The following is a 14,865-nucleotide window of genomic DNA, read 5'->3' on the forward strand; positions in this document are numbered from 1 at the left end:
CGCTGGACGCCAATGGCACCATGGTGGACGTGACTACTCACCAGGTCCCGTGGCAGGCCACCGGTCATCACGACCGGCAGCGCACGTTCACGCAGTCGACCAAGCTGCAGGACGTTCTCTACGAGATCCGCGGGCCGGTGCACGAGCACGCGTCGCGCCTGGAGGCCGAGGGCCACCGCATCCTGAAGCTCAACATCGGCAACCCTGCGCCGTTCGGTTTCGAAGCGCCGGACGTCATCATGCGCGACATCATCCAGGCATTGCCCCACGCGCAGGGCTATTCGGACTCCAAGGGGATTCTGCCGGCGCGGCGGGCGGTGGTCACGCGCTACGAACTCGTCGAGGGGTTCCCCCGGCTCGACGTCGACGACGTCTACCTAGGCAACGGCGTCTCTGAGCTCATCACGATGACGCTGCAGGCGTTGCTGGACAACGGCGACCAGGTTCTCATCCCCGCTCCTGACTACCCGCTGTGGACGGCGTCCACGTCACTGGCCGGCGGCACCCCCGTGCACTACCTGTGTGACGAAACGCAGGGCTGGCAGCCCGATGTCGCTGACATCGAGGCGAAGATCACCGAGCGCACCAAGGCGCTGGTGGTGATCAACCCGAACAACCCGACCGGCGCGGTGTACAGCCGCGAAGTGCTCGAGCAGATGGCCGATCTGGCGCGCAAGCACCAACTGCTGCTGCTTGCCGACGAGATCTACGACAAGATCCTCTACGACGACGCCAAGCACATCTGCATGGCGTCGGTGGCGCCGGATCTGTTGTGCCTCACCTTCAATGGGCTCTCGAAGGCCTACCGGGTGGCCGGCTACCGGGCCGGCTGGCTGGCGATCACGGGACCCAAGGAGCATGCGAGCAGCTTCCTGGAGGGCATCAGCCTGCTGGCCAACATGCGCTTGTGCCCGAATGTGCCTGCGCAACATGGCATTCAGGTGGCCCTCGGCGGGCATCAGAGCATCGAGGATCTGGTGCTGCCGGGTGGGCGGTTGCTCGAACAGCGCGACGTGGCGTGGCAGAAGCTCAACGAGATCCCCGGGGTGTCGTGCGTGAAGCCGCAGGGTGCCCTGTATGCCTTTCCGCGGCTTGACCCCGAGGTGTACGACATCGTCGACGACGAGCAGCTGGTGCTGGACCTGTTGCTGCAGGAGAAGATCCTGGTCACGCAGGGCACGGGCTTCAACTGGCCGGCGCCCGACCATCTGCGCATCGTCACGCTGCCGTGGGCGCGGGATCTCGCCGCGGCCATCGAGCGCCTCGGCAACTTCTTGGTCAGCTACCGGCAGTAGTCATTTCCGCTCAAGCAGTTCCAGCAGATAAGCGCCATAGCCGGATTTGAGTAGCTGGTTGGCCCGCGCGTACAACTGCTCGTCGTCTATGAAGCCGACGCGCCACGCCACCTCCTCGGGCACGCTGACCTTCAGGCCTTGTCGCCGTTCGATGGTGCGTACGAAGTCGCTGGCGTCCAGCAGCGAATCGAAGGTCCCGGTATCCAGCCAGGCGGTGCCACGAGCCAGCACCTCCACGGAGAGCTGCCCGCGGTTCAGGTAGGCCTGGTTGACTTCGGTGATCTCGTATTCGCCTCGGGCCGACGGCCGCAGCGATCGTGCGATCTCGACCACGTCGTTGTCGTAGAAGTACAGCCCGGGCACCGCGTAGTGCGATTTCGGTGTCGCGGGTTTTTCTTCCAGCGACGCAGCGGTGCCGTCGGCGCCGAATTCCACCACCCCGTACGCCGACGGGTTAGCCACCCAGTACGCGAAAATCGCTCCGCCGCTGACGTTTTGGAAGCGTCGCAGGCTGGTGCCCAGGCCCGGCCCGTAGAAGATGTTGTCCCCCAACACAAGCGCGACGGTGTCGTTGCCGATGTGCTCGGCGCCGATGACGAAAGCCTGTGCCAATCCTTCGGGACGAGGCTGCACGGCGTAACTGATGTGGATACCGAACGCCGAGCCGTCGCCCAGCAGCCGCTGAAACCCGGCAGCATCGGCCGGCGTCGTGATCACCAGGATGTCGCGGATGCCGGCCATGATCAGCGTGGACAGCGGATAGTAGATCAGCGGCTTGTCGTACACCGGGAGCAACTGCTTGCTGACACCCATCGTGATCGGGTACAGCCTGGTGCCCGCGCCGCCCGCGAGGATGATGCCGCGCATCTGCCGCCCCTACAGGTCGGCCAGGTCGTCTTCGGTGAGCTCGGTGGCAGCCAGCGCTGACTTCAGGTCATCGTGCTGGAACACCGACGTCACCTTGTCGTGCACCACCCGGAACGCCGACGCCGTCACCTGCGGGGAACCAGCGTCACCAACGTGCTGCTCGACGACGACGACGCCGTCGTGCACATACATCCGCCCGGGCTCGACGAGAAATCCCTTGGACGACGCCCAGTTGCGCAGCGCCTCGTGGCCTTGCACAGCACCGTGCGCGTCGCCGATCTCGATGTCGCCGGTGGACAACTCCACCAGCGTGTCGAGATCCTGCGCATTGAGAGCGTCGTGCCACGCCAGGACGGTCGCGATCTCCGAAACGGTCATGACTGGACCGTAGCTCAGAACGGGGTGCGGTCCAGCCACCCCCGCCAGACCTGGTCGTCGCCGAAGACCTGGATCCGCTGATCATCGGCGGGGATGCGGCGGGTGATCGCCAGCAGCAGCGACGTGACGTCGCCGCGCACGGCGACGGTGGATTTCGCGTGCTGCTGATCGAGCCGCAGTGTGCCGCCGCCCTCACTGATCGTCCATTCGCCACCTTCTGCGGCGTGCAGGTGCAGCGACTGTCCGTCGGCCAGCGGCATGTGGTCGCCTCCGGCCCGGGTCACCACCCGCTCGAGCCATTCGGTCAGGCAGTCGGTGGCGACATCGGTCGGCAGCCGGAATTCGCGGCCCAGCGCCAGTTCCGCGTCGGCGCGGTGCACGGCCACTTCGTGGACGCGACGGCGGACCCACCACGCTGCCGGACGCGGACCCAGAAACGTCCACACCTCGGTGTCGCCGCCGGTACTGGACACCGCGTCGAGCAGCTCTTGGCCGCCACCGCGCACCCAGTCCGCCGCGCCGTCGGGATCGTCGGGCGGCTTGCCGTTGCGCACCTCACGGGGATCGAGAGGTTCTGCGCGCCGTTCGGCGACGATCTGCGCGGCCCATCGGTGCCCGCGCCCCACGTGCCGCAGCAGGTGCTTGAGTGTCCAGCCTGGGCAGGTTGGCACCGGCGTCGCGGGATCGGCAGTACGCAGCACCTCGGCGAACGCGGCGTCCTCGTCGAGAAGCGATGCGGCGAAATCCATTTCAGGCACCCAACATGATCGGCAATGACGCCCAGCCGCGCAGCACCCGGGTATCGCGGCGGCTGCCGCTGCCGGCGAGCCGCGCGTTGGGGTAGCGGTCGAAGAACGAGCGCAGGCCCACTTCACCTTCAGCGCGGGCCAATGCGGCGCCCAAACAGAAGTGTCTGCCGCTGGAGAACGACAGGTGTTTGTTGGCGTTCGGCCGCTCGATGTCGAAGCGGTGTGGGTCGTCGAACACGGCCGGGTCGCGGTTGGCACCGGCCAGATAGATCACCACCAGCTCGCCGCGCGGGATCGTCGTGCCCGCGATCTCGACGTCGCGCCGTGCGACCCGCGCACTCAACTGCACCGGGGAATCCAGCCGCAGAATCTCCTCGACCGCATTGGGCCACAACTCCGGGCGTGCCGCCAGCGTGGCGAGGTGTTGGGGGTTCTCCAGCAGCATGCGAATTCCGTTGCCCAGCAAGTTGACTGTGGTTTCGAAGCCCGCGGCCAGCACCAGGCCGGCGGTGGCTTGCAGCTCGCGGTCGGTGAGCCGGCCGTCCTCGTCGGCGGCCAGGGTGAGCTGGCTCAGCAGGTCGTCGCCGGGATTGCGGCGGAGCTTCTCGAGGTGGTCGGCCAGCCACGCGTTGAAACCGGAGACGCCTTGGTACACCTGGTTGTACTGCTTCCACGACAATCCGATGTCCAGGCTCGGCGCACCGAGCTCGCCGTACTCGAGGATCTGCGGGCGGTCTTCGTCGGGCACGCCCAGGATGTCGCCGATGACGGCGACCGGCAGCTGTGAGCAGTACCGCGCGACGATGTCGACGACGCCGCGCGTTTCGCCGAGGTCGTCGAGGAGCACCTTGGCGGTTTCTTCCACGCGGTCGCGCAGCGCGGCCACCGCGCGGGTGGTGAACACCGACGACACCAGCTTGCGGTAGCGGGTGTGTTCGGGCGGCTCGACCGACAGCAGCGACGGCGGCTCCAGCGGATGCAGCAGGCCGGTCTTGGTCTTCTGGTTGATCCAGCGCAGGGGCTTGGGCAGGTTACCGCCGAGCTCGATCACGCGGAAGTCGTCCGAGCGCAGCAGTTCATGGGCGATCTCGTGGTCGACGGTCAAATAGACCGCGCGGCCTTTGACAATGCGGCCGCGGGAGCGTAGCTCCTCGATGAACGCGATGGGGTCGGCCCTCACAGCAGGATCGGCGATCATCCGAGCCTGCGGATCGCCGCTGCGCAACCCGATCGACGCCAGCGCGCGGACGAAGCCGTGCAGCGCGAGCCAGCGAATCCTCTGTCTCATGCCGATCAGGCTACGCCGGGGACTCGCCTTCCCAGGGCGAACACCCGCCAGCCCGCTGCACGCCACCGCGCGGCATCGAGGCAATTGCGGCCATCCACAACCACTTTCGCGTGCACGACGTCGCCGAGCTCGGCCGGGTCGAGGTCGACGAACTCAGGCCACTCGGTGAGCACCAGCACCGCGTCGGCGCGCTGGCAGGCTTCGGTGACGCAAGTCGAGTAGTTCAGCGTGGGGAAGATGCGTCGCGAGTTCTCCACGGCCTTGGGGTCGTAGACGTTGACGGCCGCGCCGTTGAGTTGCAGCATGTCGGCCACGTTGAGTGCGGGCGAGTCGCGCACGTCGTCGGACTCGGGTTTGAACGCCGCGCCCAGCACGGCGACGTTGGCCCCGAGCAGCGATCCGCCGCAGGCCCGTGTTGCGAGCTCCACCATCTTGGTGCGGCGGCGCATGTTGATGCTGTCGACCTCTCGCAGGAACGTCAGGGCTTGGCTGGCGCCGAGTTCGCCGGCCCGCGCCATGAACGCGCGGATGTCTTTGGGCAAGCAGCCACCACCGAACCCGAGGCCGGCGTTGAGGAATCTGCGTCCGATGCGAGCGTCGTGGCCCAGCGCGTCGGCGAGCACAGTGACGTCGGCGTCCGCGGCCTCGCACACCTCCGAGATCGCGTTGATAAACGAGATCTTGGTAGCCAGAAAGGCATTCGCCGCCACCTTGACGAGCTCGGCGGTCTGCAGGTCGGTACACAGCAACGGCACACCGTCGTCGATGAGCGGTGCGTAGAGCTCCTCGATCGCCGCCTTCGCGCGCTGCGAATCCTGTTGCACGCCAAGGACTATTCGATCCGGGTGCAGGGTGTCGTGAACGGCGAACCCCTCGCGCAGGAACTCGGGGTTCCAGGCGATTTCCACATCGACGCCCCAAGGCGCCAAATGCGTTGCCTGACGGACTAATTCGGCTGCCGTACCGACGGGAACAGTGGATTTTCCGACGATGACGGCAGGCCGGCTCAGCCTAGGAACCAGGGCGTCGATCACCGCGTGGACATGCCGAAGGTCGGCACCGTATTCGCCTTTCTTTTGCGGGGTGCCGACACCCAGGAAGTGCACGTCGGCGAACTCGGCGGCGTCGTCGTAGTCGGTGGTGAACCTTAGCCGACCAGCCGAGATGTTATCCTGCAACATTTTCCGCAGTCCGGGCTCATAGAACGGCGCCTCGCCGCTGTTCAGTTTGGCGACCTTGCCGGGGTCGACGTCGACGCCGACCACCTCGTGGCCGAGCTCGGCCATGCCGGCGGCGTGAGTGGCGCCGAGGTAGCCCGTGCCGAAGACGGTGCACCGCATACCCCCGGTATAGCGGCCCGGGGTGAGCTGACCGCGTCGGGACACCAAGCGTCAGGACAACGGGAGGTTACGTGTCAGCTGCCGGGCCAGTACGGCCACGACGGCATGCGGGGACCGCCGACCGGGCCCGACGGTTGCTGCGGTTGCTGATTGCGCGGCTGCTGCGGGGTCGCCGGCTGTTGGTTGACCGGGGGGTACTGCTGCTGCGGAATGTTCACGGGCGGTTGCCAATCCGAGTCCGGCGGCGGCTGCGACGGCGGCGTCCATCGCGGCTTCGACGGCGGAGTCCACGGAGGGGTCTGCGGCTCGCTGGTAGGCGGCTGCTGCGGATACCACGGCGGGCGGTACACCGGTCGCGGCCACGGCAACTGGATGATCGGGGGCGGCAGAACCACCGGCGGTGCGATCACCGGTGCCGGCGCAGCGGGCACGGGCTCAGGCGCCGGCGCCGCCGGCACCGGTGCGGGCGGTGGCGCGGCAGGAGCGGGCGCGGGGGCCGCAGGTGGCGGTGCGGCCGCCGGTGCCGCTGCCTGAGGTGCCTGGACGAACACGGTCCGCGGCGCCTGCGGCGCCTCCTGCGCGACGGGCACCGGAGCCTTGATGGTTTCGGGTGCCGGGGCAGCCGGTGGTGGGGGTGCCGGTTGCGCGACGGGCGGCGCCGGTTGAGCGGTGCTGGGCACGACGATGCTCTCACCGGGACTCGGCCGCTGATCGACGGTGGGCCTGATGCTCACCGCCAGTGAGATGACGAGCGCCACGACGCCCACCACGAAAATGCTTGTCAGAGTGCTGCCGACGAGGAGGAATGGCCGCCGGGTCTCGTCTTCGGCGGCGACGTCCTCGTCCACTACCGGCGCCACGGCACCGGCGGGCCGCAACTGGGTGGCCGCGAACGCCGGGTCGATTCGGTAGGCGTCCTCGGCCGGCAAGCCGTCGGGATCTTGGGAGTACGCGAGCCCGACCGTCGTCGCTTCGAAACGCGGTGCACTGGCGGCTGCCAGCGCGGCGCCGCGGGCAAGCGCCATCTCAGAGTCTTCAGGGGCGCTCACGGGAAGCGTCACTAGCTGCTCGAGGTGTTCCTTGACGGAGGTGACGTCGACGCCCGAGCCGACGACGAACAGGCCGCCGGGCCGGGGCTCGTGGTTGTCCAGATCGGTGACCATGTCCGCCATGACGGCCATGGCGTCGGCGCTGTGCAGATCGCGGTTCACCACCTTGACGATCGAGCCGTCGCGCGTCTCGACCACCGACAACGTCGCGGTGTCGCGCTCGACGAACATCAGCGCGGTCTTGTCGTAGCCGACGGCCCGGCCGACAGCCTGGGCGAGCGCGCCCGCCGCGTGAAGTTCGGAGACGAGCATGACGTCTTCGATGCCGCGGGCGGCCAAGCCGTCGCGCAGGGCGCTGGCCTCGTTGTGGTCGGACCACGTCACGCCGGTGGCGATCAGCCGGTGTCCGCCGGCCAGAGCACTCTGCTGAGTCCCGAGAATGGCAGAGATCACCTGATCGGCCGCACTCGAGTTTGCTGCTCCCTCAGCTGCCGTGATGTCGAAGACGTCGTGATCGACGGTGAGACCGTCGGCTTTATCGCCTTCGACCAGCACCATGCGGACCGTCGTGGGTGTCATCGACACGCCAAGTACGCTGTCCACAGCCCCTCCATTTAGTTTGCTATCTAGCTTAGGCCCGCTGGGGCGTTATCCATCAAGAAGCTCGTCAACTAGTGGCTTCATCGCACGATCAGCCCGATGCGTTACATCCCCCGACGTTAGCTGATCTTGACGAAGTCACCGGTGGACAGCACTTGCTGGGCTCCGCAGAACCTGCGGGATAAACCCTACTCGTAATACACGATGGAAGCGCGGGCTGCGTTCACGCTACTGAGTGGGTTCCGGCGATGTGCTGATGAAGTTCTGATAGGAGCGCGACGGCGTGGGTCCGCGCTGTCCCTGATACTTCGAGCCCACCTTGGCGCTGCCGTACGGATGCTCGGCCGGACTGGTGAGGCGCAGCAGGCACAGCTGGCCGATCTTCATGCCGGGCCACAGCGTGATGGGAAGGTTGGCGACATTCGACAGCTCCAGCGTGATGTGGCCGCTGAAGCCCGGGTCGATGAAGCCGGCGGTCGAATGGGTGAGCAGGCCGAGCCGGCCCAGTGACGACTTCCCCTCCAGGCGGCCGGCGAGATCATCTGGCAGAGTGCACAATTCGAGCGTCGAACCCAGGACGAATTCGCCGGGGTGCAGCACGAACGGCTCGCCCGGCAGCGGTTCGACGAGGCTCGTCAGCTCGTCTTGTTGCAGGGCCGGGTCGATGTGGGTGTAGCGGGTGTTGTTGAACACCCGGAACAGGCTGTCCAACCGGACGTCGATGCTGGAGGGCTGCACCAGCGTGTCGTCGAAGGGGTCGAGGGCCAAGCGGCCGGCGTCGATCTCGGCGCGGATGTCGCGGTCGGAGAGCAGCACTCGTCGAGCCTAATGGCTGCGTGGCGGCATGGTCGCCCGCTAGAACTCCGCTGACTGTGCGCTCAGGGCGCGCCCTACTCGCACTTTTGCGCCCTACCGGCACAGTCAACGGCGAGCGAGCCGCTGGGATTGCTATCCTTCGTCAGCACCAGCGCCGATGTAGTTCAATGGCAGAACATCAGCTTCCCAAGCTGAGAACGCGGGTTCGATTCCCGTCATCGGCTCCACGTCTACCAGCGCAAACGCGGTTGAACCATTCGAATGTCGGCCCTCGGTGTGGGGGTGCGCCGAGCAAGTCCCTTGTCGGCGACAAGACCGCCTATTCGCAGGCCAGTTCGAGGCTTTCCAGGCGGCGCACAAGGAGGCTCGGCAGCCACCGCCCTGTTTCGGCGGCTTCAACCATTGACGTCCGCTCAAGGAGCTGACCAATCACAATCTGAGCTTCCAATCGCGCAAGTGCGGCTCCGAGGCAGAAGTGCGCGCCCTTGCCGAACGTGATGTGACCCTTTCCGCCGGACCGGTCTAGTCGGAATCGATCGGGATCGTCGAAGTGGGCTGGATCGCGATTTGCCGCCCCCCATAACAACAGGAGGTGCGAATCCGCCGGAAGTTCTACACCGCACAACGTCGTGTCGCTGACGACGTGGCGGTAATGGCCTCGAAACGGTGGTTCGTAGCGCAATACCTCCTCAAGAAATGCGCCGAGTAGTTTCGGTTGCTCGCGCACCTGCTGTTGGATATCGGGTCGAGTCGCCAAAAGCCAAGCAGCGGAACCGATTAGCGATGCAGTTGATTCGCCACCGGCACTGAACAGAATTATCATCATCGCCTGAGCGGTGAGTTCTTCCATTTCACCCGACGCGCACGCCGTGGCCAGATCGCCGAGCAAGTTGTCCTGCGGGTCCGCTGCGGCCTGCTGAAACTGATCGGTGATGTATGCGGCGAGTTCCATAACGGCGACGCCGGCAGCGTTGAGTTGGTCTTGGCTGACAAGGCCCTCGACCACCTGAGTCGCCGCGTATCCCCACCGCACGAGCTTGTCGATGTCAGTGTCTGGAACGCCGATAATTCGCCCGACGATCATCATTGGCAGTCGGTTTGCCATGGCGCCCATCCATTCGATGCGCCCGTCTCGCACGTTGGCGTTCCAGAGCCGCTCGGCTGTTTCACGGATGAACGGCTCGAAGGCGCGAATACGCTTCGCTGCCAGTTGCGGAAGCAACGCTTTCCGGTGCGCCGTATGCGCGGGCTCGTCGGCGGTGGCCAGCACATGGCTCTTTCCGCCTAACCCTTCCATCTCAAAAGCACCCACCGAGCCGCCAGGCTGATAGGTCATCGTCGCGGTCAGATTCGAGGAAAAGTCTTCGGGGCGAGCGATGGCGTCGTTAACCGCATCCCAGCTGCACACCGCATAGAAAGCGGAATTGCCAATCTGATGCACCGGTGCTGTGTCCAACATCCGCCGGTAAAGAGGGTAAGGGTCTTGGATGCACTCATCATCGAACAACTCAATGCCCAGTTGGCCATTGTCGGACGTCATTTCTCTACGCTGACCTGCTCCGACAGTGCGCGTCAACCAGTCTGGAGAAGTTGAAATCCAGCCTGGACGCTTCGCATGGCGGCCGTCTCAGGTTGCATCCTCCACCGTGCATAAATGCTGAGATCTGCTGCTGGTTTCGTCTCAAGTCTGAGACGATATGGATCGTCCTTTAGGAGGGAATGATCCGTTGGCCCGAGACGATTGGCTCCTTGGCGGCGAGCGGCGTACGGCAGCCGCAGACCGAATTTATGCCGCGGCTACCGACCTCGTCTTGCGGGACGGACTGGACGCCTTCGACATGGACGCCTTGGCCGCACGAGTGCACTGTTCGCGGGCGACTATTTACCGCTACGCCGGAGGCAAAGCCCAGATCCGCGACGCCGTTCTACTTCGCCTGGCGGCCCGCATCGTCGACTCGGTCCGACGTGCCGTGAAAGACCTGAGTGGCGCAGAGCGAGTGGTAAAGGCAATCACAGTCGCACTCGAACACATTCGATCCGATCCGATACGCCAAATGATGATGGGCTTGAGCGCCGGTCGTGATCTGACCGAGCTTCCTTCGTCGCCGGTGCTGGGTCGTCTCGCCGCCGACCTCACCGGCATAACCGACGACGACCCGCAGGCGGCCCAATGGATCGTCCGCGTCGTCATGGCGCTGGCGGTCTGGCCAATCGGCGACAGCGAACTGGAACACCAGATAGTGCGGCGCTTCATCGCACCAGCATTCAACTGACGGGGCGGCTTCGGCCTTTTGAGCGGCGGGCTCATGTCGCTGTCACGACGTCGGCACAACTCACGGCCAACTCCTTGCGATCCGAGCGAATCCACTACTGCCGCGCACAACGAGACCAATTGTTTCGCAATGATGACGTCCTGGGTATAGGACCCGCCACGACGTCAGATACGTCGTTGATGGCGGATGAAGTAAAGAAGCTGCTTCGAGTTCGTCCCGCTGACCGACTCATGACCAACGAGGGGAACATCGTCATGCGCAAAGCAATTGCAATCATGTCCACGACGGGGGCACTGCTGTTCGGGGGTGCGGGCATCGCGCACGCCACCACGGCCAATGAACCCGCTCCTGCTTCCACCACCAGCTATGTGGCAGCTGATGACAACGACAACGACAGCGGTAAGAACGGCCTGTGGGGCCTTATCGGGCTGCTCGGTCTGGGTGGCCTGCTCGGCCTTCGGCGGCGAAACGACGCCTACCGCGGCACCGGAACCACCGGGACGACGGGCGCTCCCGGGGGCGGCGTCCGCTAGGAGCCACACGTCATAGCGACGTAGCGACACCACATTCGGCGCAGCCCGGCTCGGGCAACAAGCGCAGCCGATCGGCGTAAGCGTCGAATGTGGTGTCGCACGTCCGACAGCCGCAGCTCAGCGCACGTATATCTCGTCGCCTGTCGGGTAACCCCCGCCGATAGTGGTGACGTGGACGTGGTCGAAGTGGCCGGCCGCACTTCCTTGCGGACCGTTCGGCGTGTAGTAGACACCCCGCCAGATTGCGTCCTGAATACCCAACCGATCGGCGTTCTTCAACACGTACGCGACGATCTGGTTACCCAACTCGATCCCTTCCTCCGAGCTGGGGTCCGGAATCATCACGTCGAGCGCCAGGCCGTTGGGGTGCCATCTCAGCGCATCCGGCCGCACGCCGCCGATGCTGTGAATCTCGGGGAATATCGCGCTGATGCTGCGGGCCGTCAGGATCGTCTTGACCTGCAGTCCCTGCTCAGGTGCTACTCCGGCGGGCAACGCTTGCGGTAACTGAACCACCCGATATCTCGACGCTGCTGCCGGTTGAGCCGGCGGGTCCGCCTCTGCCACCTGGATCAGCGACGCTGACGCGCGCACCATGGGTGCCGCCGCGACGATCTCCGCGCAGCACCGCCCAGGAGTCTCGACTACCGGTTCGACCGTCTCGCTCGCGGCGGATGTGTGCATGTCTCCCCCGGCGGCGAAAAGCACGGCTGCCGGGGCAATGAAAGCCGCAAATCCGACTGGCGGCTTCCGTCGGCTCTTGGGTAGTGAGTGTCGGCCCACGCCAAGCACCATACGAGGTGAAGGGCCATTATCACAATTTCATAACGGCGCGCCATCCAGCAGCGGGCCGCCACTAGCGGAACCCGGGGCCTTCGGCTGAGAGCCCAGCACTTCCGGAAAGGCGATGAAGTACGTCTGAGACGACGCGCAGCTGGCTGCCGACTGTCCGCGTTCAGACGCCGCCCCACCGACGCCCTGGCCATCGACGCCATCGTGGCCGCCCGCAATTCGAACCCGTTGATCGCCTGGGGGACTTCACCCCGGCCCCGCGCATCTCAACCTGCTCTGACTCATTGGGGGATGCGCTATGCGTCAGGCGTTTTCATTACGCTGCTCGGCACGGCATCGGCACCGAATTCGGCTCCCAAGCGAATCATCAAGAGCCACAGTCGATTCAGACGTTGCCGCAAGCCGCTTCCACAGCTCAACGGAGCACGCCTTGCTGCACTGCGCGGCGGCAGCGCGGTGCGGGCAACAACGAATCGTAGAACAGCGCCGATCGAAGTCACTGTTTTCACACCAAACACCGCTGTGGTGTGAGACAGTCCTTTTCGGGGTCGGGGCTGCATCATCGAGGGGACATCATGGGTGCTGCGGCTTGCATAGGTCGCGTAGGGGGATTGGCCGTGGCGCTGGGCGTCGGGGCCGCGGTCGTGACCGGTCAAGGGGTGGCATCGGCCACGCCGACCGGTTCTGACGCATCCGCGCAATCCGACTCCGGTCAGGGCAGCACAGGCACCCCAGCTGCGGAATCCGGTGGGACCGTGGCGAAGAAACCCACGGCGGCCACCGCGCAGGAGTCGACAAAGACCGATTCGTCGTCGACATCGAAGACCAGTCTTGGTTCGTCTGCTGCGACACCGCCGGCGAAACCGGGTGACGTGGTCAGCTCCGGCGGCGCACTCAGCAGCCAGCGCATCACCGACACGCTGAGCCGAGTGGCCGACACGTTCAGTAAGATCCGCTCCGGACTCACCCCGCAGCAGGACGCGCAGAAGTCGCCGTCGCAGGACTCCGACTCCCCCACCGCGGCACAGACGCCGACGAAGACGCGGCTCACCATCGGCGACAAGGTTGCGCTTCGGAAGCGATCGTCGTCCAACGGCGCAACGGCAGACGCCCCTGACACTGCGAACAGCGGACTTACGTCGCCGTCAGCCTCAGTCGACGCCCGCACTGTCACCAGTGCAGCTCATGACATCACCTCGACCACACTTGCGCCCCAGCGCCAATTGACCTTCGCTGCAACGGCATTGACGACGGCGTACAAGGCGTCGAAGGCGTCGGCTGCTCCGGCGACAGTTCCGGCGTCCGCGCCGCAGATCGTGGCCGAGCCGAAGCCGGCGGCGCCGACGACCGCCAATGTGCTCGCAAACGCCTTGTCGGTCTTGGGCATCGGCCCACTTGCCGGCACCGTCCCCGGCGGTCCCGTCGGAGGTCCGATCGCGTTGACGTTGCTCGCGTTGGCAGCACGCCGGGAGACCGAGCAGAAGTTCGCCGAGGCCGCGCGCGTCATGACGACGAGCAGCGCGCCGGTCACCACCGCATTGCTCACCGATACGACGCCCACCTCTGCTCTGATGGCGCCCACTGCGGCCGTCACCGTCGACCCGTATCCGGGGACGACGAAGACGCCGACGGCGATCAGCGCCACCACGGACTTCATCGAATACGTGACAGGGCCTGGCGGTTTGAACAAGACCGACGTCCGCTTCGGCATCGGCGGCACCGACGTTGGCACCATGTGGGACAACGGAATCAAGGACGATCCCACCACGCCGGTCAACGAGCACCAGGTCCTGATCGCATTCGGCGACACCTTCGGAAACCCGTACCCGGCGCGCACCGGCTTCTGGCGGATGAACACGTTGTTGCGCACTCCCGACGCCACCCTCAACAACGGCATGTACGTGCCCAACAGCGTAAAGGGAGACATCTTCAGCGGTGCGTCGACGATCGCGCCGGAGGGCATCGACCCGAAGGAGATCGTCGACCGCAACAACATCAAGGGCTACGCCAAGGGCACCGAAACCACGATCATCCCGACCGCCGGCATCTCGGTGACCGACGCCAACGGCCACACCCGCCAGTACGTGGACTTCATGTCCGTGCGCAAGTGGGGCGCGCCGGGCCAGTGGACGACGAACTACTCGGGCATCGCGTACTCCGACGACAATGGCCAGACATGGCAAGTCGCCGATTCCAGCATCCGCCCCGCGGGCTATGGATACGCCAGCAAGCCCTTCGTGTCCGGTAACCAGCACTTCCAGCAGGGCGCCTACGTCAAGGGCGTGCAGATCGGCGCGGACGGTCAGGCCGTGCGGGATGCCAACGGGCAGTTGGTGAACGACGGATACGTCTACTCGTACGGAACGCCGGCGGGACGTACCGGAACGGTGTACCTGTCGCGTGTCAAAGAGGCCGAGATCCTGGACCAGACCAGATACGAGTACTGGAACGGAAAGACGTGGGTGGCCAACAAGCCCTCGGCCGCCACGGCAATCCTGCCGAAGACGACGGCCCCCGGCTTGTTGGGGCTGTTCGGATTCAAGACGACCCCCTCGGTGAGCGAGATGTCGGTGCAGTACAACGAGTACCTCGGCAAGTACGTGATGATGTACGGCGACGGAAACAACAACATCGTCGTGCGCACCGCGACGACTCCGCAGGGAACATGGTCGGCCCCAACGACATTGGTCACGTCAGCGCAGATGCCAGGGCTGTATGCCCCGATGATCCATCCATGGTCGGGCACGGCCAACCTCGCACCGGAGGACCAGAAGTACCTTTACTGGAATCTGTCGACGTGGGACAACTACGAGGTGCGGCTGATGCGCACCGATCTGACCAGGACGAACCTGGTTCCCAGCCCTGCGCTCTCGGTCTGACCTTCG

Annotated in this window: 13 protein-coding genes and 1 tRNA gene; 5 read left to right on the top strand and 9 right to left on the bottom strand. The window is 65.4% G+C overall.

Translation table 11 applies throughout. The features are described 5' to 3' along the window. Positions 1 to 2 precede the first annotated feature (2 nt). Positions 3 to 1,295 carry a pyridoxal phosphate-dependent aminotransferase gene (locus AC5Y4C_RS04465; protein WP_499906304.1) on the top strand — a complete coding sequence of 431 codons (1,293 nt, stop codon included), beginning with the start codon at positions 3 to 5 and terminating at the stop codon, positions 1,293 to 1,295. On the opposite strand, the gene rfbA is transcribed toward AC5Y4C_RS04465, so the two are convergent. The 7 genes from rfbA to dcd all read right to left on the bottom strand — a co-directional run bounded on the left by rfbA (position 1,296) and on the right by dcd (position 8,382). Next, positions 1,296 to 2,162 carry a glucose-1-phosphate thymidylyltransferase RfbA gene (gene rfbA / locus AC5Y4C_RS04470; RefSeq protein WP_499905275.1) on the bottom strand — a complete coding sequence of 289 codons (867 nt, stop codon included), beginning with the start codon at positions 2,160 to 2,162 and terminating at the stop codon, positions 1,296 to 1,298. Between the two features lie 9 nt (positions 2,163 to 2,171). Next, positions 2,172 to 2,540 carry a nuclear transport factor 2 family protein gene (locus AC5Y4C_RS04475; protein WP_499961934.1) on the bottom strand — a complete coding sequence of 123 codons (369 nt, stop codon included), beginning with the start codon at positions 2,538 to 2,540 and terminating at the stop codon, positions 2,172 to 2,174. A 14-nt stretch (positions 2,541 to 2,554) separates the two neighbouring features. Next, entirely contained in the window at positions 2,555 to 3,289 is a 735-nt protein-coding gene (locus AC5Y4C_RS04480; RefSeq protein WP_499961933.1) for a maleylpyruvate isomerase family mycothiol-dependent enzyme, read from the bottom strand. 1 nt (position 3,290) lies between these two features. Then, positions 3,291 to 4,577: a cytochrome P450 gene (locus tag AC5Y4C_RS04485; protein WP_499961932.1), complete on the bottom strand. Its 1,287-nt coding sequence runs from the start codon at positions 4,575 to 4,577 to the stop codon at positions 3,291 to 3,293. A 5-nt stretch (positions 4,578 to 4,582) separates the two neighbouring features. Continuing rightward, positions 4,583 to 5,917 (bottom strand): UDP-glucose dehydrogenase family protein, encoded by a 1,335-nt coding sequence (locus tag AC5Y4C_RS04490; RefSeq protein ID WP_499961930.1) that lies wholly within the window; start codon positions 5,915 to 5,917, stop codon positions 4,583 to 4,585. Positions 5,918 to 5,991: 74 nt separating this feature from the next. Continuing rightward, a complete protein-coding gene (locus AC5Y4C_RS04495; RefSeq protein WP_499961928.1) occupies positions 5,992 to 7,569 on the bottom strand; it encodes a DUF7159 family protein in 1,578 nt (525 codons plus the stop codon). A 225-nt stretch (positions 7,570 to 7,794) separates the two neighbouring features. Beyond that, the gene (gene dcd / locus AC5Y4C_RS04500) at positions 7,795 to 8,382 is read right to left on the bottom strand and encodes a dCTP deaminase (RefSeq protein ID WP_499961926.1); all 588 of its coding nucleotides are present in this window, start codon (positions 8,380 to 8,382) and stop codon (positions 7,795 to 7,797) included. Positions 8,383 to 8,535: 153 nt separating this feature from the next. Here dcd and AC5Y4C_RS04505 point away from each other — a divergent pair. Then, positions 8,536 to 8,609 (top strand) — tRNA-Gly (locus AC5Y4C_RS04505). 92 nt (positions 8,610 to 8,701) lie between these two features. Here the strand turns inward: AC5Y4C_RS04505 and AC5Y4C_RS04510 are convergent. Further along, the gene (locus AC5Y4C_RS04510) at positions 8,702 to 9,922 is read right to left on the bottom strand and encodes a cytochrome P450 (protein ID WP_499961925.1); all 1,221 of its coding nucleotides are present in this window, start codon (positions 9,920 to 9,922) and stop codon (positions 8,702 to 8,704) included. Positions 9,923 to 10,109: 187 nt separating this feature from the next. On the opposite strand from AC5Y4C_RS04510, the gene AC5Y4C_RS04515 reads away from it, so the two are divergent. Further along, positions 10,110 to 10,655: a TetR/AcrR family transcriptional regulator gene (locus AC5Y4C_RS04515; RefSeq protein WP_499905250.1), complete on the top strand. Its 546-nt coding sequence runs from the start codon at positions 10,110 to 10,112 to the stop codon at positions 10,653 to 10,655. Positions 10,656 to 10,909: 254 nt separating this feature from the next. Continuing rightward, on the top strand, positions 10,910 to 11,188 hold the full coding sequence (locus tag AC5Y4C_RS04520; protein ID WP_500008054.1) for a WGxxGxxG family protein: 279 nt from the start codon (positions 10,910 to 10,912) through the stop codon (positions 11,186 to 11,188). Between the two features lie 117 nt (positions 11,189 to 11,305). Here AC5Y4C_RS04520 and AC5Y4C_RS04525 read toward each other — a convergent pair whose 3' ends face one another. Further along, the gene (locus tag AC5Y4C_RS04525) at positions 11,306 to 11,971 is read right to left on the bottom strand and encodes a VldE C-terminal domain-containing protein (RefSeq protein WP_499961921.1); all 666 of its coding nucleotides are present in this window, start codon (positions 11,969 to 11,971) and stop codon (positions 11,306 to 11,308) included. Between the two features lie 626 nt (positions 11,972 to 12,597). Between AC5Y4C_RS04525 and AC5Y4C_RS04530 the strand changes: the two genes are divergently transcribed. Further along, positions 12,598 to 14,859: a glycoside hydrolase family 183 protein gene (locus AC5Y4C_RS04530; RefSeq protein WP_499961919.1), complete on the top strand. Its 2,262-nt coding sequence runs from the start codon at positions 12,598 to 12,600 to the stop codon at positions 14,857 to 14,859. Positions 14,860 to 14,865: the final 6 nt, after the last annotated feature.

The sequence above is a fragment of the Mycobacterium sp. NGS35 genome (assembly GCF_059812855.1).